This is a genomic window from Trinickia diaoshuihuensis (genome assembly GCF_003390925.1).
GTDB classification, from domain to species: domain Bacteria; phylum Pseudomonadota; class Gammaproteobacteria; order Burkholderiales; family Burkholderiaceae; genus Trinickia; species Trinickia diaoshuihuensis.
On sequence record NZ_QUBS01000027.1, the window covers coordinates 1 to 17,093 of the forward strand.

The 17,093-nt window shown below is 63.9% G+C and carries 19 protein-coding genes; 9 read left to right on the forward strand and 10 right to left on the reverse strand.

The features are described 5' to 3' along the window. Positions 1 to 260: 260 nt before the first annotated feature. A complete protein-coding gene (locus DXT59_RS08075) occupies positions 261 to 1,376 on the forward strand; it encodes a PA0069 family radical SAM protein (RefSeq protein WP_116136399.1) in 1,116 nt (371 codons plus the stop codon). A 20-nt stretch (positions 1,377 to 1,396) separates the two neighbouring features. Here the strand turns inward: DXT59_RS08075 and DXT59_RS08080 are convergent, their stop codons facing one another. Beyond that, on the reverse strand, positions 1,397 to 1,864 hold the full coding sequence (locus DXT59_RS08080; protein WP_116136400.1) for a M50 family metallopeptidase: 468 nt from the start codon (positions 1,862 to 1,864) through the stop codon (positions 1,397 to 1,399). Positions 1,865 to 2,100: 236 nt separating this feature from the next. Between DXT59_RS08080 and rpsP the strand changes: the two genes are divergently transcribed. From rpsP to DXT59_RS08110, 6 genes are all read left to right on the forward strand, one after another. After that, positions 2,101 to 2,355, forward strand: a complete 255-nt coding sequence (rpsP, locus tag DXT59_RS08085) for a 30S ribosomal protein S16 (RefSeq protein ID WP_010091769.1) — start codon at positions 2,101 to 2,103, stop codon at positions 2,353 to 2,355. Positions 2,356 to 2,371: 16 nt separating this feature from the next. Then, complete coding sequence (rimM, locus tag DXT59_RS08090; RefSeq protein WP_116136401.1) at positions 2,372 to 3,022, forward strand: ribosome maturation factor RimM; 651 nt, start codon at positions 2,372 to 2,374, stop codon at positions 3,020 to 3,022. A gap of 2 nt (positions 3,023 to 3,024) precedes the next feature. Beyond that, positions 3,025 to 3,816 (forward strand): tRNA (guanosine(37)-N1)-methyltransferase TrmD, encoded by a 792-nt coding sequence (gene trmD, locus DXT59_RS08095; protein WP_240324447.1) that lies wholly within the window; start codon positions 3,025 to 3,027, stop codon positions 3,814 to 3,816. Between the two features lie 143 nt (positions 3,817 to 3,959). Further along, positions 3,960 to 4,340: a 50S ribosomal protein L19 gene (rplS, locus tag DXT59_RS08100; protein ID WP_116136402.1), complete on the forward strand. Its 381-nt coding sequence runs from the start codon at positions 3,960 to 3,962 to the stop codon at positions 4,338 to 4,340. A 102-nt stretch (positions 4,341 to 4,442) separates the two neighbouring features. Then, the gene (locus DXT59_RS08105; RefSeq protein ID WP_116136403.1) at positions 4,443 to 5,120 is read left to right on the forward strand and encodes a CoA pyrophosphatase; all 678 of its coding nucleotides are present in this window, start codon (positions 4,443 to 4,445) and stop codon (positions 5,118 to 5,120) included. A gap of 119 nt (positions 5,121 to 5,239) precedes the next feature. Next, positions 5,240 to 6,178: a CobD/CbiB family protein gene (locus tag DXT59_RS08110; RefSeq protein ID WP_116136404.1), complete on the forward strand. Its 939-nt coding sequence runs from the start codon at positions 5,240 to 5,242 to the stop codon at positions 6,176 to 6,178. 33 nt (positions 6,179 to 6,211) lie between these two features. Here the strand turns inward: DXT59_RS08110 and DXT59_RS08115 are convergent, their stop codons facing one another. The 3 genes from DXT59_RS08115 to DXT59_RS08125 are packed head-to-tail and all read right to left on the reverse strand — an operon-like array spanning position 6,212 to position 8,780. After that, complete coding sequence (locus DXT59_RS08115) at positions 6,212 to 6,526, reverse strand: putative signal transducing protein (RefSeq protein WP_116136579.1); 315 nt, start codon at positions 6,524 to 6,526, stop codon at positions 6,212 to 6,214. A gap of 59 nt (positions 6,527 to 6,585) precedes the next feature. Continuing rightward, entirely contained in the window at positions 6,586 to 7,524 is a 939-nt protein-coding gene (gene rsgA, locus DXT59_RS08120) for a ribosome small subunit-dependent GTPase A (protein ID WP_116136405.1), read from the reverse strand. Further along, on the reverse strand, positions 7,521 to 8,780 hold the full coding sequence (locus tag DXT59_RS08125; protein WP_116136406.1) for a M48 family metallopeptidase: 1,260 nt from the start codon (positions 8,778 to 8,780) through the stop codon (positions 7,521 to 7,523). Before DXT59_RS08125 ends, rsgA begins: the two co-directional genes overlap by 4 nt. 155 nt (positions 8,781 to 8,935) lie before the next feature. Here DXT59_RS08125 and orn point away from each other — a divergent pair, with 155 nt between their 5' ends. Next, the gene (orn, locus tag DXT59_RS08130; protein WP_116136580.1) at positions 8,936 to 9,544 is read left to right on the forward strand and encodes an oligoribonuclease; all 609 of its coding nucleotides are present in this window, start codon (positions 8,936 to 8,938) and stop codon (positions 9,542 to 9,544) included. A 70-nt stretch (positions 9,545 to 9,614) separates the two neighbouring features. Here the strand turns inward: orn and mog are convergent, their stop codons facing one another. Both mog and yjgA read right to left on the reverse strand, forming a co-directional pair. Further along, positions 9,615 to 10,238, reverse strand: coding sequence for a molybdopterin adenylyltransferase (gene mog, locus DXT59_RS08135; RefSeq protein ID WP_116136407.1), 624 nt, complete (start codon positions 10,236 to 10,238; stop codon positions 9,615 to 9,617). Next, positions 10,231 to 10,836, reverse strand: coding sequence for a ribosome biogenesis factor YjgA (gene yjgA, locus DXT59_RS08140; RefSeq protein WP_116136408.1), 606 nt, complete (start codon positions 10,834 to 10,836; stop codon positions 10,231 to 10,233). Before yjgA ends, mog begins: the two co-directional genes overlap by 8 nt. Positions 10,837 to 11,010: 174 nt before the next feature. Here yjgA and pmbA point away from each other — a divergent pair, with 174 nt between their 5' ends. Next, entirely contained in the window at positions 11,011 to 12,381 is a 1,371-nt protein-coding gene (gene pmbA, locus DXT59_RS08145) for a metalloprotease PmbA (protein ID WP_116136581.1), read from the forward strand. Between the two features lie 32 nt (positions 12,382 to 12,413). On the opposite strand, the gene DXT59_RS08150 is transcribed toward pmbA, so the two are convergent. From DXT59_RS08150 to DXT59_RS08165, 4 genes are all read right to left on the reverse strand, one after another. Next, complete coding sequence (locus DXT59_RS08150; protein ID WP_116136409.1) at positions 12,414 to 12,914, reverse strand: dihydrofolate reductase; 501 nt, start codon at positions 12,912 to 12,914, stop codon at positions 12,414 to 12,416. Between the two features lie 77 nt (positions 12,915 to 12,991). Continuing rightward, on the reverse strand, positions 12,992 to 14,497 hold the full coding sequence (locus tag DXT59_RS08155) for a sigma-54 dependent transcriptional regulator (RefSeq protein ID WP_420823375.1): 1,506 nt from the start codon (positions 14,495 to 14,497) through the stop codon (positions 12,992 to 12,994). A 22-nt stretch (positions 14,498 to 14,519) separates the two neighbouring features. After that, a complete protein-coding gene (locus tag DXT59_RS08160; protein WP_116136410.1) occupies positions 14,520 to 15,944 on the reverse strand; it encodes a hypothetical protein in 1,425 nt (474 codons plus the stop codon). 138 nt (positions 15,945 to 16,082) lie between these two features. After that, positions 16,083 to 17,090 carry a peptidase C39 gene (locus DXT59_RS08165; protein WP_116136411.1) on the reverse strand — a complete coding sequence of 336 codons (1,008 nt, stop codon included), beginning with the start codon at positions 17,088 to 17,090 and terminating at the stop codon, positions 16,083 to 16,085. Positions 17,091 to 17,093 lie beyond the last annotated feature (3 nt).

Consider the following 17,093-nt stretch of genomic DNA (forward strand, 5'->3'; position numbering starts at 1 on the left):
GATTGCCCGTGTGAAAGTAGGTAATCGTCAGGCTCCTCATGCTAAGAACCCCCGTCAGCCACCGCGCTCTCGGGGGTTTTTGCTTTGGCACGCCGAAATCTACGCTGCCATCGACATCTTCAGCGCCGCGGCTCAACGCGAACAGCCATCGCATCGATCGGTTCGCATACTTGACGTACTGTATATGCATACAGTAAAAAGGCATATACAGACTCAACACCGGAACCGAGACCAAGTGACCCATTTGGTCTGGATCGAAGATGGACGACCGCGACGCCGAATTTCCTATCGCTCCCCCCGCACCGCTAAAGGGACGGGGTGCTGTCACGAATTTGCAGGGACGATATGAGCGCGACGAGCGTGCCGCGTTTGACGACGGCTGGTCGCCCGACGGCGAAGAAGACGTTCCGTCTCAGTTAAAGACACACGTCTTCGAAGAGCAGGCGCGCAGCATCCTAACGCGCAACGCCTCGCCCGACATCCCGTTCAGCGTGTCGCTCAATCCGTACCGTGGTTGCGAACATGGCTGCATCTACTGCTTTGCTCGTCCAACGCACAGCTATCTCGGTTTATCGCCAGGGCTCGACTTCGAGAGCCGTATCTATGCCAAAGTCAACGCGCCGGAGCTGCTGCAACGCGAGTTGATGAAAAAGAGCTACGTGCCCGAGCCCATCGCGCTTGGCGTGAACACGGACGCCTATCAGCCGATCGAACGCGAATTACGCCTAACGCGACGCGTCATCGAGATATTGCATGATCACGAGCATCCGTTCGCCGCGATCACGAAATCGTCGCTTATCGAGCGCGATATCGATCTGCTCGCGCCAATGGCCGAGCGCGGACAGGTGATGGCGGCCGTGACGATCACCACGCTCGACGCCGATATCGCGCGTACGTTGGAGCCTAGGGCCGCGACGCCGGTGCGGCGGCTACGCACCATCCGCGCACTCGCGCAGGCGGGAATTCCGGTAGGCGTCAGTATTGCGCCGGTGATTCCGTTCGTTACCGAACCCGATTTCGAGCGCGTCTTGGAGGCCTGCGCGGAAGCAGGCGCCACGAGCGCAAGCTACATCGTTTTGCGCTTGCCCTGGGAGGTCGCGCCGCTCTTCAAGGATTGGTTGGCGGTTCATTTCCCACAGCGTGCGGAGCGGGTAATGGCCAGGGTGCGCGATATGCGCGGCGGCAAGGACTATGACGCTTCGTTTTCCCGGCGCATGAAAGGAGAGGGGGCCTGGGCCGACCTACTCAAGCAGCGATTCGAAAAAGCGGTCAAGCGGCTGGGGCTCAACGCGCGGCGACACGGAATCCTCGATATGTCTCACTTCAAGAAGCCCGTGGCCTGCGCGCCGCAAAATCCTCAGTTGGATTTGTTTTGACCGGCGAATGCGGCTCCTGCTCAGTCGGATAGCGACGTGTTGATGCCGCCTTGCGATTCGAAATACGTCTGGAAGGTCACGGCGAGCCCCGCCATCAACCCAAGCGCGCCGATAAACAGCGAGAAGATCACGACGAAGACGACGCCCCAGCCCGAACGGCTGCGTCGCGTGAGCCCGGCATTGAATTGCGCATCCCATTTCTCGTCGGGACGCAATCCGTAGACGATCGCTGCAAGGAACGCCGCCAGTAACGAACCCGCGCCGAGCACGGCCAGCACCCAGCCGGTCGAGGAGGTGCGGTGCGAGGCGACGAGCATCAGTACCCCCGGGATGCCGAGCGCCGTGCCGATCAGATGAGCCCAGCCGAACGCGTCGCGTCGACCATAGAGATAAAAGCGGTGGGCGCCTACGCTCCCGAGCAAGAACGCGAGCAAGGCGGTCAGCGTTTTGGAGCGAAAACGGGCGGCTGAAGGTACGCGATTGGACATGGCCTGGAAGACGTAAGGCGGTGGTTCGTCGAGAAAAAAAAGGGCGCCACGGGGCCGCCCGAGCGCGCATTGTACGTCGCGCGTCTTCGCATTGGGCCCGGTTTCGACTGCCGCTCGGTTGCCGATATCTCACGCTGAAGCGGGGCTAAGCGGGTAAGTGTTTGTTATGGTTTCAGTTTCCCGCTATAATCGAGCGTTTCAGTGGTTCCGAACCCCCGGTTTTCAAGGATTACAGTATGGTCATCATCCGCTTGGCACGTGGCGGCTCGAAGAAGCGCCCGTTCTACAACATCGTCGCCACCGATTCGCGTAACCGTCGCGACGGCCGTTTTATCGAGCGCGTCGGTTTCTACAACCCGGTCGCCACGAAGGGCGAATCGCTGCGCATCGCGCAAGATCGTCTGACGTACTGGCAAGGCGTTGGCGCACAACTGTCGCCCACGGTCGAGCGTCTCGTGAAGCAAGCGCAAAAGGCGCAGCCGGCTGCTTAAGGTCGGTAAGGCCAACATGGCTTCCCGAGCGCCTGCGTCGTTTGGCGCGTTCGCGCGTAAGCCGGTCGAGCGCAATGCAGTACGTGCTGCCGCCGGTCCAACGCCGGGCATCGAGCTTGTCGGCGCACTGCCGGACGATGCGATCGAAGTCGGCGCTATTGTCGATGCCTACGGCCTCAAAGGCTGGGTAAAGGTCGCGCCGCATGCTAGCGCAACTCAAGGCGGCGATGCACTGACGAGCGCCAAGCGCTGGTGGCTCGTCAAAGGGCGCGAGATGAAATCGGCCCCCGTCGTCTCGGCGAAAACGCATAGCGACAGCGTCGTCGCGCAGTTGAACGGCGCCGGCGATCGCGATCAGGCGCTCGCGTTGCGCGGTTGGCGTGTGTATGTGCGCCGTAGCGATTTCCCGGCGCTTTCGGCCGACGAATTCTACTGGGTCGATCTGATCGGCCTTGCGGTCGTGAACGAGGCGGGCGTCGCGCTCGGCTCCGTTGCGGACCTCATCGACAACGGCGCGCACGCGGTACTGCGCATCGAGTACCCGTCGCAGGGCAAGGACGGGCAGCCCGTCACCGGAGAGCGGTTGATTCCGTTCGTCGGCGTGTATGTGAAAACGGTGGATCAGGCGGCGAAGCGCATCGTCGTCGATTGGGAAGCCGATTACTGAGCATGGTCCACTTCAGGGAGCGCGCGATGCAGTTCGATGTCGTCACGCTCTTTCCCGAGATGTTCCGCGCGATTACCGAGTGGGGCATCACGAGCCGAGCGGCGAAGCAAGGGCGGTTCGGCTTGAGAACGTGGAATCCGCGCGATTTCACGACCGACAACTACCGGACGGTCGATGATCGGCCCTACGGCGGTGGTCCCGGCATGGTGATGCTCGCCAAGCCGCTCGAGGCAGCGATCGGTGCGGCGAAAGCCGCGCAAGCGGCCCTCGGCGTAAGCGGTACTCGCGTCGTGATGATGTCGCCTCAAGGCGCGCCGCTCGATCATGACCGTGTCATGCGCTTCGCAACCGAGCCTGGGCTCGTGTTGTTGTGCGGCCGGTATGAAGCGATCGATCAGCGCTTGATCGAACGCTGCGTGGACGAGGAGGTCAGTCTTGGCGACTTCGTCCTCTCGGGCGGTGAGTTACCGGCCATGGCGTTGATGGACGCGGTGGTCAGGCAGTTGCCGGGCGTGCTAGGCGATGCGCAATCCGCGGTGCAAGACAGTTTCGTCGACGGCTTGCTGGATTGTCCGCATTACACGCGTCCCGAAGAATATGAAGGTATGCGCGTACCCGACGTCCTGCTTGGCGGTCACCACGCCGAAATCGAGCAGTGGCGCCGCAAGGAAGCGCTGAGAAATACCCTTGCCAAGCGGCCCGACTTGATCGCGCGCGCGAGGCGCAACAAGATGTTGAGCCGTGCCGACGAGGCATGGCTCGCTAGCCTTGCAAAAGCGGCACCGGAGTCCTGAAGGGCGCCGGTCCGTCAGCAAGGCAAAGGCGGCGCCACGCGAGTGGCGTCAGATGTGAACCCATCCTCTATCGGGGCCGTGCCAATGAGCCCGTCAGGCTCAAGGCAGGCAGAACGCCGACAAGATGGCATAAGGAGTCAGTGATGGATCTGATTGCAAAACTCGAGCAGGAAGAGATCGAGCGCGTGCTCGCCGGCAAGTCGATTCCCGAATTCGCCCCCGGCGATACGGTGATCGTCAACGTGAACGTGGTCGAAGGTAACCGCAAGCGCGTCCAGGCCTATGAAGGCGTGGTGATCGCAAAGCGTAACCGTGGCCTGAACTCGTCGTTCATCGTCCGCAAGATTTCGTCGGGCGAAGGCGTCGAGCGTACGTTCCAAACGTACTCGCCGCTGCTGGCCAGCATCGTCGTGAAGCGTCGCGGCGATGTGCGTCGCGCGAAGCTGTACTACCTGCGCGAGCGCTCGGGCAAGTCGGCACGTATCAAGGAAAAGCTGGTCTTCAAGGACCGCGCTGCTTCCTAAGCGTGATTGCTGTAAGAAAAAGCACCCGCTCGGGTGCTTTTTTCTTTTTGGTTTGCGGCGTCACAATGTCGGATATCCCTCCATGACTTCACGAGCGTTACGTTGATCCGTCCCGTCTTCGAACCCGAAGTCCTACCCATCGAAAGCACCGGCGCCGATCTGCCCTGCGTGGCCGCCTATCGGCTGACGCCCGCCGGCTTGCGCGAGCGCTTCGCGCAACGTTTGGCTTGGTCGCCGGAGCCGTTCGAGCCGCGTGCGGAGCGCGGCGACCCGCGCGCCGCCGCCGTACTCGTGCCGCTCGTCGTTCGCGAAGCAGGGCTGTCGGTCTTGCTGACCCAGCGCGCGGACCATTTGAGCGACCACGCGGGCCAAATTAGTTTTCCCGGCGGCCGCCGGGAGCCGTCGGATCCCGACGCCATCGCCACGGCGCTGCGCGAGGCGCAGGAGGAAGTCGCCCTGGCGCCCGAGCGAGTGGAAGTGCTGGGCGCGCTGCCCGATTATTTGACCGGAACGGGTTTTTGCGTCACGCCGGTCGTGGGGCTCGTGCACCCGCCGTTCACAGTGAGCGCGGACACGCTCGAAGTGGCCGAAATCTTCGAGGTGCCACTGCCTTTTCTGATGAACCCGGCCAACCACGAAGTGCGGGTGCTGCGTTGGGAAGGGGGCGAGCGTCGCTTTTTTGCCATGCCTTATCCCCGTCCCGGGACCGGCGGCCAATATTTCATCTGGGGCGCAACTGCCGGCATGTTGCGCAATTTCTATCGCTTTTTGGCCGCGTAGCGAGACGTACGATCCGCGGCACGTCACTCGGCCGCGTCGACGGTACCGCATTCGGGTGCACCGCCCTGTGCTATCGTTATGCGACATACGAACAAACTCGAATTGCCACGGTCCCTCGCATGACCTTTTTCTCCGTATTGCTGGCCCTTGTCATCGAACAACTGCGCGCGCTCTCGCAGAGCAATCCGATCTTCGCGCTGCTGCAGTACCATGCGGAATCGGCCGCGCAAGGTTTCGATGCGGGCAAGAGAAAACACGGCATGCTCGCGTGGCTCGTCGTCGTGTTGCCGTGGACGCTGGCCGTCGGCGCCGTCTATTACATCCTTTATCGAATCAGTTTCGCGCTGGCGTTCCTTTGGAACGTCGTCATCGTTTATTTCACGCTCGGTTTTCGGCAATTCAGCCATTACTTCACCGATATTCATCTCGCGCTCAATAACGACGACGTCCCCCGCGCGAGGGAAATCCTGGCCGAGTGGACCGGTATGGACACCGTCGATATGCCCGTCGGTGAAATCGTCCGCCATACGTTGATCCACGCCGTCGTCGCCTCACATCGGCACGTCTTCGGGGTTTTCTTCTGGTTTCTCGTGCCGATCGGCCCCGCCGGCGCGGTGCTTTACCGTATTTCGGAATACTTGGCGCGTAGCTGGAGCCTATCGGTCGGCGAGCGCACGGCAGCCTTCGGCGGGTTCGCCCGCAATGCGTTTTTCGTCATCGACTGGGTGCCGGCCCGATTGACCGCGCTCGGATTCGCCATCGTCGGCAACTTCGAGGATGCAATCTACGCGTGGCGCAATCACGCGCGGCAATGGCCCGATGCGAACGACGGCGTATTGCTCTCCGCCGGCAGCGGCGCACTCGGCGCCCGCTTGGCGGGGCCGCTGGCCGAGCTGTCCAGCATCGAAACGCTCGGCTCGCCCGATGGCGCGCCGATGCCCGTCGGCGACGACTGCACCCCCCGCACGCTGCAATCGGCGGTGGGGCTCGTTTGGCGTGCCGTCATCCTATGGATGATTTTGCTGTTGATGCTGACGATCGCGGTCTGGGTCGGCTGACGCGTTGCGCGCAACCGTCTTCCAGTCAGCGGCCTAGTCCGCCTCGCGTAAAGTACCGCAGCGCCAACACGCCGTGAACTGAGGCTCCAGCGTTTCACCGCATGCATGACATTTCCAAGGAGGCGTCCCCGGCGCCGGGCCGCTTTGCGCGGTCGCCAGGACGCGCCGCGCCAGCGCTTCGTCGCGTTCGTCGACGAGCCACAGTTCCGGCGCGCATTGGTCAGCCGGAATTTCGCCGAGCGCGCCAGTGAGATACCGGTTGTGCAACTCGCACTCGATTCCGGCTGCGGCCAGCACGTTCACCCAATGTTGACCGATGACGGGATTCGGTGCATGGGTGAGCTTCAACATAGGCGTGGATACCGCGTCGGGGGCATGGGTGGCGATCGGATCGTTCGATCGGGGTGCTATCTCACGACCTGGCTAGCCTCGTGTACGAGCTGTGCATACAACGCATGCCGCTCGCGCGCGATCCGCCCTTCGGCCAACGCTTCGAGAATCGCGCAGCCCGGTTCGTGCAGATGATGGCAGTTATAGAAGCGGCAGTGCGCGAGCAGCGGACGAAACTCCGGAAAGGCGCGCTCGAGCCGGCCTTCGGTCAGGTGGTGCAATCCGAATTCTTGAAAGCCCGGCGAATCGATCAGCGCGCCGCCGTCCGGCAACGGGTAGAGCCGCGTGAAGGTAGTCGTGTGGCGGCCGCTGTTCAGTGCCGTTGAGATTTCTCTCGTGGCCACGTCGGCGTCGGGTACGATCAAGTTCACGAGCGTCGATTTGCCCATCCCCGATTGGCCGAGCAGCAGCGTGGCGTGGCCGTGCAATCGCTCATGCAAGATCGCGCGCGCTTCGTCGGGGCGTGCCTTGATCGACAACTCGAGCACGTCGTAGCCGAGCTCACGGTACGGTGCCAGCCGCTGGCGGGCGGCCGGTAGCGCATCGGTCACATCGGTTTTATTCAGAACGATGACCGGCGCCAGCTCGTTCGCCTCCGCGGCGACGAGCGCCCGCCCGAGCAAATCCTCGCTGAAATGCGGCTGCGTCGCCAGCACGATCAACAACTGATCGAGGTTGGCCGCGAAAAGCTTCGATTTGTATTGGTCCGAGCGGTACAGCAGATTGCGCCGCTCGCCGATCTCGACGATGACGCCCTGGTCGGCCGACGTCGGCTCGTAGACGACGCGATCGCCCACTGCGACCTCGCTTTTCTTGCCGCGCGGGAAACACTGCACGAGCGCGTGCGGTTCGTGTTCGGGGGCGACGAGGTAATGGCGTCCATGCGCCGCGATGACGAGCCCCTGCAAGCGCGCGGCACCGGCGCGCTTGGCGGGTTTGGCGGGACGCGAGCTCATGCGTGGCGCAGCAGCCGTTCGATCCGCTGCGATGCGGGCGGGTGCGAGTAATAGAAGGCCGTATAGAGGGGATCGGGCGTCAAGGTGGAAGCGTTGTCCTCGTACAGCTTGACGAGCGCGCTCACGAGTTGGTGCGCGTCGGTCTGGCTCGCCGCGAAGGCATCGGCTTCGAACTCATGCTTGCGCGAGGTCAAGCTGCCGAGCGGCGTGACGAAGAACATGAAGACGGGCAAAGCCAAAAAGAACAGCACGAGTGCGAGCGCATCGTTGCTGCCGGTCATCGACGGGCGCACGCCAAGCCCCTCGTAGAACCATGTCCGCCCGCTGAGCCAGCCGAGCAAGGCAAGGAGCCCCAGCGTGATCGCGAACGTCACCAGCATTCGCTTGGTCACGTGGCGGCGCTTGAAGTGACCGAGTTCGTGCGCGAGTACCGCTTCGATTTCGCTGCCTGTAAGCCGTGCGAGCAGGGTGTCGAAGAAAACGATGCGCTTGCCGGCACCGAAGCCCGTGAAGTAGGCGTTACCGTGCGCGGAACGGCGGCTGCCGTCCATCACGAACAAGCCTTTGGCCGCGAAGCCGCAGCGTTTCATCAGCGCTTCGATGCGATGGGCGAGCGCTTGGTCGGCCAGCGGTTCGAACTTGTTGAACAGCGGCGCGATCAGCGTCGGATAGAGTACCAGGACGAGCAGTTGGAAGCCGACGATGACGGCCCATGCCCACAGCCACCACAGGCCGCCGGCTCGGCCCATGAGCCACAAGACGACGAACAGCAACGGCAGCCCGAAAGCGGCGCCGAGCGCGGCACCCTTGGCGAGATCGGCGAAGAAAATCGCGCGCGTCATCCGGTTGAAGCCGAATCGTTCCTCGACCACGAACTGCCGGTAATAGTCGAACGGCAGGTCGATCGCGCTGGTGATCACGACCACGGCCGCGACGAGCGCGATCTGGCCCGCATAACCTTCTCCGAGCCATCCGACGATCGCGTGATGGAGCACTTGCACGCCGCCGAGCAGCGTGAGCCCGACGAGCACGGCCGCGCCGACGATGATCTCGAGCATCGACAAGCGCGTGCGAACCACCGTGTAGTCGGCGGCGCGGCGGTGCGCCGCGAGCGGAATCGTGTCGGCGAACTGCGCGGGCACCGCGTCCTTGCGTGCCGCCACGAAGCGGATTTGTCGCGAGGCCAGCCACAATTTCGTGGCAACCATCGCGACCACCATGGCGGCGAACAGAACGGTGAAGTCGAGAGCGGGCATCGGGAAGTCCAAGTTATCTATGCGAGAATTATAAAGTTTCGCGAGTCCGGGCGAGCGTGCCCGGCCCCGCGCAGGGCGCGCATGCCTGCATTTTTCGCCGCTTGGCATTTGCCGCTCGTTTCGCTTCGTTTGGTATTTATCACCGGATTGCCCTCATGACTGACTTACTTGAACCCGTCGGCGAGCCGACGCTCGCACGCAGCGAGATGAACCTCGTTTGGCTCGATATGGAAATGACGGGGCTCGAGCCCGACACCGATCGCATCATCGAGATCGCGGTCGTGGTGACGAACTCGACGCTCGAGAAGGTCGTCGAGGGCCCGGTGCTCGCGATCCATCAGAGCGACGAAACGCTCGACAAAATGGACGACTGGAACAAGAACACCCACGGCCGCTCGGGCCTCATCGACCGCGTGCGCGCGTCGACGGTTACCGAAGCGGACGCGACGGAACAGATTCGTGCCTTCCTCGGCAATTATGTGCCGCCCGGCAAATCGCCGATGTGCGGAAATTCGATATGTCAGGATCGCCGCTTCATGGCGCGCTGGATGCCCGAACTCGAGCGGTTCTTCCATTACCGCAATCTCGACGTGAGCACGCTCAAGGAGTTGTGCCGCCGCTGGCAGCCGGCCATCTACAAGGGGTTCCAAAAGCGCGCGATGCATACGGCGCTGGCCGACATCCACGAGTCGATCGACGAACTCAAGTACTACCGCCAGCATTTCCTCGTTGCATCGAGCCCGGCAAGCGTCGGCGGCAACTGACCGGCTAACGGCTAACGGCCGACGGCTTCCCTTCACTTGGCGGGCCGCGCATCGCTCGCGCGAGCGCGGCTCACGCGGGTGATGCGCGCCGAGCATTCTTCGGTCGAAAAGCCGCGACGACCGCGTCGTTCGTGCTCACGTAAGGCCCGCCGATCAAGTCGATGCAATACGGGACCGCCGCGAAGATACCCGGCACTTTCACGTTACCCGCATCGTCGCGCAAACCTTCCAGCGTTTCCTGAATCGACTTCGGCTGCCCCGGAAGGTTGATGACCAACGCCGCGTGATCGGCCGTTTCGCGGATGACGGCCACTTGACGCGACAAAATCGCCGTCGGCACGAAATTGAGGCTGATCTGCCGCATCTGCTCGCCGAAGCCCGGCATTTCCTTGGTCGCCACGGCAAGCGTCGCCTCGGGCGTCACGTCGCGGCGCGCCGGGCCCGTGCCGCCCGTCGTCAGGACCAGGTCGCAGCCTACCGTATCCACGAGTTCGATCAGCGTGGCCGAAATCTGCGCCGGCTCGTCGGCGATCAGCCGCTTTTCGACGCGCCACGGCGAGGCGAGCGCTTGGCCGAGCCAGGCCTCGAGCGCGGGCAGCCCCTTGTCCTCGTAGACGCCGCTCGATGCCCGATCGCTGATCGACACGAGGCCGATGACGATTTCGTCCGGGTGGCTGCGCGTGGGCTTAGTCATCGTTCTCTTCGCGCTCCGTTGAATCCTCGTCATCATCGGCCGAGCCGCCCGCTGCGCCGCTTGCGTTCTTGATCCACTGGAACAGCTCGCGGAAGTAACGCGGCGGCTTGCCTTGCTGCGCTTCCTTGCGCGCATTGCGGATCAGCGTGCGGCCTTCCTGGGCGTCGGCGCCCGGGTGCTCGCGCAAGAACGCCGTGAACGCGTCGTCGCCGGCGAGCAGCCGTTCGCGCGTCTGCTCGATCCAGTGCAAGCGCGCAGTTTCGGCCTTGTTCACGCCGCGGTACGTGTCGAGCGCCGTGCGCAGGGCCGCGATTTCGTCTTCGGTCAACGTACGCATGACGCGCCCGATGTACTGGATTTGACGCCGTTTGCCTTCATGGTCGGTGATCCGGCGCGCTTCGCGCACGGCATCGCCCAGGTTTTCCGGCATCGGCATGCGTTTGAGCGCGTCTTTCGGCAGCTCGACGAGATCGACGCCCAGTTGCTGCAGCGCATGCATTTCGCGCTTCAACTGCGATTTGCTGGGGCGCTCGTCGGCGAAATCTTGATCGGCCGGCTCGTCGTGCTCGATCGGTTGGATACGGGTTTTGCGTGTCATGGGCGATATTGTAGCGTGCGCCGGGGCCGCGTCCGACGGGTGTCCGCGACCATCGGGCCAAGCCTTGCTATGATCGCGGGATGCGAATGATCGGGTATGCTGGCACGGCGCAGATTCGACGGCGGCGACCCGAGCGATGCTCAACGAACAGCACTTCACCGGACGGCACTCACGATGGCAGCGGATACGGAAACCTCTCAACGCTTTTTCCCGCACACCCAAGATGAATTGAAGGAGATCGCCTCCGACATCCTCAAGCACGCGAAGTCGCTCGGCGCGACGGATGCGGCGACCGAGATCTCGGAAGGCGATGGACTGTCGGTGTCCGTACGCCGCGGCGAGGTCGAAACCATCGAGCACAACCGCGACAAGATGGTCGGGGTGACCGTGTTCATCGGCGCCAAGCGCGGCAATGCCAGCACGTCGGATTTCTCCAAAGAGGCCTTGCGCGATACGGTGGCCGCGGCCTACAACATCGCGCGGTTTACCGCCGAGGACGATTGCGCCGGTCTCGCGGAAGCCGAACTCTTGGAGACGGCGCCGCGCGATCTCGATTTGTACCACCCGTGGCATTTGTCGGCCGACGAGGCCGTCGAAATCGCTCGCCGGGCCGAGGATGCGGCGTTCGCCACGGATCCGCAGATTCGCAATTCGGAAGGCGCGAGCGTTTCCGCGCAGCATTCGCAGTTCGTGCTGGCCACGACGCGCGGCTTTTTGTCCGGCTATCCGTACTCGCGTCACTATGTGGCATGCGCGCCGATCGCCGGCAGCGGCCGCCATATGCAGCGCGACGATTGGTATTCGTCCAAGCGCGACGCGCAAGCGCTCGCGAATCCCGAGGCGATCGGCCGTTACGCCGCCGAGCGCGCGCTCGCGCGGCTCGGCGCACGCCGGCTCGATACGCGCAAGGTGCCCGTGCTGTTCGAGGCGCCGCTCGCGGCCGGTCTGCTCGGCGCATTCGTGCAGGCGACGAGCGGCGGCGCGTTGTACCGCAAGACGTCGTTTCTCGTCGACAGCCTCGGCAAGAGCGTCTTCGCCCCCCATGTGCAGATCGTCGAAGACCCGCATGTGCCGCGCGCGATGGGCAGCGCGCCGTTCGACGAAGAGGGCGTGCGCACGAAGCAGCGTTCGGTCGTGAAGGACGGCGTCGTCGAGGGTTATTTTCTGTCGACTTACTCGGCGCGCAAGCTCGGCATGCAGACGACCGGTAACGCAGGCGGTTCGCACAATCTGACGCTGACGAGCAGCGAGACGCGGCCCGAGGACGATTTCAAGGCGATGCTCAAGAAGCTCGGCACCGGATTGCTGTTGACCGAGCTGATGGGGCAGGGCGTCAACTACGTGACGGGCGATTACTCGCGCGGGGCGTCGGGCTTTTGGGTGGAAAACGGCGAGATCCAATACCCGGTCGAAGAAATCACCGTGGCCGGGACCTTGCAGGAGATGTTCCGCCATATCGTCGCGATCGGCGCCGATTCGCTCGTGCGCGGCACGAAGCAAACGGGCTCCGTGCTGATCGAACGTATGACGATCGCGGGGCAGTAACGCGGTAGTAAGGGCGCGCGGCGGCGCGATCGCTAGACCAGCGCGCGCGCCTTGCGGCGATACGCCACGCGCGCATAGTCGAACGCTTCCGCCCGGTACGCCTCGCGCGACACGATTTCCCATTGCGCGGGATCGGGTGCCGGAAACGTCGCATCGCCTTCGAAGTCCGCATCGATCTCGGTGATGACGAGCTTGTCGGCCAAGCCGATACCCTCGGCGTAAAGCTGCGTGCCGCCGATGAGGAACGCCTCGGGCGCGTCGTCCTTGGCGGCCAGCTTGAGCGCTTGCTCGATACTCGTCGCCATCTCGCAACCTTCGAACTTTCGCGTCGCGTCGCGCGTCACCACGATATTGCGCCGCCCCGGCAGCGGACGCCCGATCGACTCGTGCGTTTTGCGTCCCATGATGATCGGCGCGCCCATCGTCGCGCGCTTGAAGAAGCCGAGGTCCTCTGGCAGATGCCACGGCAGTTGGTTGTTGCGGCCGATCACACCGTTGCGGGCGCGGGCGACGATGATCGTCAGTGTCGTCATGGCAAGAATGCAGTGAAATGGTCCGCCGATTTTACGCGACTGCCGCTCGTGCGCCGATTCGCCGCGACGCACGCACTCTAGTCTGCCGCGCTCTTGTCGTCCCCCGCCACGCTCGATTCGTTCGCCTCGCCTGGCTTTTCCTCCGACGCCGCGGGGTCTCTCAGTCCGTGCGAACCCATCAACCGATAGAGCGTGACGCGCGAAATGCCCAGATCCATCGCCGCTTCGTTGAGCCGATGCCGATGCCGCAGCAACGCCGCTTCGATCGCCCGCTTTTCCGCGGCCTCGCGGGCTTGAGCGAGCGTCATCGACTGCTGCTCGGTGAATTGCGCTAAGTCGAGGTCCTCAGCGCTAATCAGCTTGCCCTCGGCCATGACGATCGCGCGCCGCACGCGATTGATCAGTTCGCGCACGTTGCCCGGCCAACCGTATTTATGCATCGCCTCGATCGCCGATGGCGCGAAACCGCGGATGCGGCGCGCGCTGTCGGTTTTGAACTTGTGCAACACGTGGTGGGCCAAGATTTCGATGTCCTTGCCGCGCGATCGCAGCGGCGGCTCGTCGATACGAAGCACGCACAGACGATGAAACAAATCCGCTCGGAACCGGCCGTCGCGCATCGCGCCTTCGAGATCGACATGCGTGGCAGAGATCACGCGCACGTCGACCACGATCGATTCGCGCCCGCCGAGCCGTTCGATCTTGCCCTCCTGTAGAAAACGCAACAGGCTCGCTTGACTTTCCAGCGGCAAATCGCCGATTTCGTCGAGGAACAACGTGCCGCCGTTGGCCGCTTCGACGCGTCCGATTTTGCGTTGGTTAGCGCCCGTGAAGGCGCCGCGCTCGTAACCGAACAACTCCGATTGCAGCAAGTGGTGCGGAATGGCGCCGCAATTGATCGCGACGAACGGTTCCTTGCGCCGCGGCGAGCGTTCGTGAATCGCGACGGCGGTCAACTCCTTGCCGGTACCCGATTCGCCCGCGATAAAAACGGCGGCGTCGGTATTCGCCACTTTGCGGATCGTGCGGAAGAGCTGCTGCATCGCCTCACAAGTGCCGACCATTTCGTCGTCGCCCGCGCCCGCTACGCCCGCGGCGAGATCGAGATCGCTCAGTGTCACCATACCGAACGCGTGGCCCAGCAAATAGTCGATCGTCGGTGCCGTGGCCGGCAGCGGCAGGTAACCGAAGCAGTAGCTACGGATCAGGCGCCGCGCGTCGGGTTCGTCGAGCCGGTCGGGGTTCGCGAGCGCCACCCAGCCGACGAGCGGCTGGCGCAAGCAGGTTTCGAGCGCGGCGACCTCACGCGCGCTGAAGCGCGAGAGATCGACGATACCCGCGTAGGGGACGTCGAGCCGGATCAGGCGCGCGCAATCGGCCGGGCTGCGCGCGAGCGTCACCGTCCAGCCGCGCGCTTTCAACTGATCGACGAGGTTCGCGTCGGGCGAGCGCGAAAAATAGACGAGCATGCGCTCGTCCAGCTCTCGTTCGCACTCGCCCACGCGTTTGCCGCGCGTGAGCGCCAAAGCCGGTCCACTGGCGCCGGCCGGGCCGACCGATGAGAGATGAGATGTATCGCGCACGATGCCCCCGTATGGTCAAGCATCAAAAGGTGTACGGGAACCGCACGCCGAAGACGAAGTTCGGCGCATCGGGCGTGAGCCCAATGGATACCGATCCGTTGATCGTCAGGTGCTTGTTCACCACGTGGTTCAAACCGAAGTTGACCGCGGCCGCGACGGTCTCGCTGCCGGGCACTTTCTGCCAACCCTGCCCGGGCGCTTGCGTCTTGCTTTGCGACTCGATCGCCATCGTGTAGGAGACGCTCGCCGAATCTTTCTCGGAGAACGCGAGCGCGACGCCGGCGCCCCCTTGGAAGACGTCGCCCAGTTTGACCTTCGCGGGCTGAGACTGGCCTTGGACCGAGGAGATATCCGAGAACGAGCGCGCGAGGTTGTACGTATAGGACGCACTGCCGAACAGCACGACCGGGTCGTAGGTCTTCAGGACCGAGACGCCGGCCGTGACGTTCCAAAAGCCGGTGCCGGTGGGCAGCTTCGTCGGCGCGACGAGGCTCGTATTATTCGGGTCAACCTGAACGAGCTTGATCCCGAACGGCGAGGTGCCCGTCGGCGCCTTGACGCGTAAGCTGGCGACGACGTCGGGCCAACTCCCGCTCTCCTTGAGCAATTGGTAGTAGACGCCGAAGTTGACGTCCCCGATCGCGCTCGAATTGCCCGAGGCGTCCGACAGCGCGCTGGCCGCGCCGCCGGCGCCGCCCACGATGAAGTTGCTATGGCGATAAACGTAGGGCACGTCCACGTCGAAGCTGATGCGATCGGTCAAGCCGTAACGCGCGTCGAGATCGGCCATCACTTGGTGCGATTTGGTTTCGCCCAAGTTGATGTTGCCGAGGAAGATCGCATCGAGCGCGAGGAAACCCGATAGCTGCAACTGACGCCGGTCGTAGTAGGTGTCGCTGATGCCCCAGTCGAGCGTGAGCTTGCGGTCGAATAACGGCGCGTGCTCGCGCTGGACGACCGCGTTTTCGGCTTCGGTGCGCGACGGCTGCGCGGCTTTTTGCGTCGTGCCGATCGCACTGCCGGGCTCGCCGCCGGCCGGCGCGGGGAGCGAGGGGGTCGTGGGTACGCCGGTCGCCGTCGAGGCGCCGCTCGTCGGTCCCGCCGACCCGGGGGCGACTTGCGCGAGCGGGGGCAAGGGAACGGGCAAGCCGTCGGCGCCCGGCGGCGGTACGGGCGATGCCGCGGCGGCGCCGGTATCGCCCGCGAGGCCGCGGCCGCGCTGCGCCATCTCCAACTGAGTGACCTGCATTTCGAGCGATTGAATTTGCCGTTGCTGTTCGTCCACCACACGCATCAACGTGGTCAGCCGCTGCTCGAGCGATTGCTCCGCGAGCGCCTGCGCCGATGCGAGTTGCGGTGAGACGAGTGCGAGTATCGCCGCCGGTATCGCGGCGAGCCTCGTGCGGCCGCAGCGCCGCCGCGCGTCCCTCGATGATGTTTTAGACATGTCGGTCCCCCCGGCCTTGCTTCGGCGTTTGAGGCGATCTCGCTGCTCGAGCGATCGCCTTTCACGCCGGTTTATATCGATTGCTTATTGCTCGCCCGCGCGCCCCTCGATCGAACCCTGTCGGACCTGCCGGCCGCGTCAGTGCCTTGGCATTGCCGAGTTTCGTAATGCGTCGAGCACCCCCAACTGCCGTAACAACGCGCCCGACATCCCTTGCGTCTGGACGCTCAGTTGCAACTGATTCACCACCGCTTGCGCGTTGCCCGCCACTTGAACCAGTTGTGCGATCGAACCGCCCGCACCTTGGTTGGAGGCGGGCGCGATGGTCTGCGTGGCGACGCCGGCCGGCGTTTGCAACGTCAGCGCGACGCCGCCCCCGGCGAACGTCACGTCGGCCTTCACGTGTCCCGACGCACTCGTCGCGGATGCGCTCGTCGTATTCGCGCTTGTATTCGCGCTTGGGCCTGCCCCGGTCCCGGATGGGCTGGACCCGTTGAAATCGATGACGGCCGAATTCGAACTCGCATTGCCGTTGCCCGCGACCTGGGTCACTTGTGAGACGCCACTCACCGAGACGTTTTGGCCACCCGTGGCGCTCGCTTGCGGGTTGGCTCCGGCGCTGGCGGGCGCCGTGGCGGAGAGCGCGGTTGCCGATGCGGGCGGCGCATTGCCGTTGCTTCTGCCCGCGACCGCGGCATTGGCGCCGGCATTGGCGTTTACGTTGACTCCGACGTTGCCGTTCGCATTGCCGTTCCCATTGCCATTGCCGTAATGGTTGCCGTGATTCGTACCGTCGCTCGCTTGCGCGGAGCTCGTTACTTGCGCCGACAACGAGTTGTCGGCATTGGTCGTGATCGTGAGCTTGCCGTGCGCGCTAGCCGATGCGCCGTTCGGCATTTGCCATTGCGACATGAGTTCCAGCACGAGGCCCGATACCATCTCGGCGCCCGGCGCCTTGCCGGTTTGATGCGACAGCACGTCGTCGCCGACGGCTTGCCAACTGATATGCTCCGCCGCGGCGCTAGCCTGAATCGAGAGGAACTCGGGCGGCGCGGCGAGCCGTTCGGCGGCATGCGTGGCGCTCGCGAGCCCGCCCGCGGCAAGGGCGAGCGCAAGCTTGAGCGGTGAGACTAAGAAGTGCTTCATGGT

Coding starts and splice junctions, on each gene's coding strand:
- orn (WP_116136580.1), top strand. CDS start 8,936: ATGACTGACTTACTTGAACCCGTCGGCGAGCCGACGCTCGCACGCAGC.
- DXT59_RS08165 (WP_116136411.1), bottom strand. CDS start 17,090: ATGAAGCACTTCTTAGTCTCACCGCTCAAGCTTGCGCTCGCCCTTGCC.
- rimM (WP_116136401.1), top strand. CDS start 2,372: ATGGCTTCCCGAGCGCCTGCGTCGTTTGGCGCGTTCGCGCGTAAGCCG.
- DXT59_RS08125 (WP_116136406.1), bottom strand. CDS start 8,780: ATGCCCGCTCTCGACTTCACCGTTCTGTTCGCCGCCATGGTGGTCGCG.
- rpsP (WP_010091769.1), top strand. CDS start 2,101: ATGGTCATCATCCGCTTGGCACGTGGCGGCTCGAAGAAGCGCCCGTTC.
- DXT59_RS08150 (WP_116136409.1), bottom strand. CDS start 12,914: ATGACGACACTGACGATCATCGTCGCCCGCGCCCGCAACGGTGTGATC.
- rplS (WP_116136402.1), top strand. CDS start 3,960: ATGGATCTGATTGCAAAACTCGAGCAGGAAGAGATCGAGCGCGTGCTC.
- DXT59_RS08160 (WP_116136410.1), bottom strand. CDS start 15,944: ATGTCTAAAACATCATCGAGGGACGCGCGGCGGCGCTGCGGCCGCACG.
- mog (WP_116136407.1), bottom strand. CDS start 10,238: ATGACTAAGCCCACGCGCAGCCACCCGGACGAAATCGTCATCGGCCTC.
- DXT59_RS08075 (WP_116136399.1), top strand. CDS start 261: ATGGACGACCGCGACGCCGAATTTCCTATCGCTCCCCCCGCACCGCTA.
- yjgA (WP_116136408.1), bottom strand. CDS start 10,836: ATGACACGCAAAACCCGTATCCAACCGATCGAGCACGACGAGCCGGCC.
- trmD (WP_240324447.1), top strand. CDS start 3,025: ATGGTCCACTTCAGGGAGCGCGCGATGCAGTTCGATGTCGTCACGCTC.
- DXT59_RS08080 (WP_116136400.1), bottom strand. CDS start 1,864: ATGTCCAATCGCGTACCTTCAGCCGCCCGTTTTCGCTCCAAAACGCTG.
- pmbA (WP_116136581.1), top strand. CDS start 11,011: ATGGCAGCGGATACGGAAACCTCTCAACGCTTTTTCCCGCACACCCAA.
- DXT59_RS08110 (WP_116136404.1), top strand. CDS start 5,240: ATGACCTTTTTCTCCGTATTGCTGGCCCTTGTCATCGAACAACTGCGC.
- rsgA (WP_116136405.1), bottom strand. CDS start 7,524: ATGAGCTCGCGTCCCGCCAAACCCGCCAAGCGCGCCGGTGCCGCGCGC.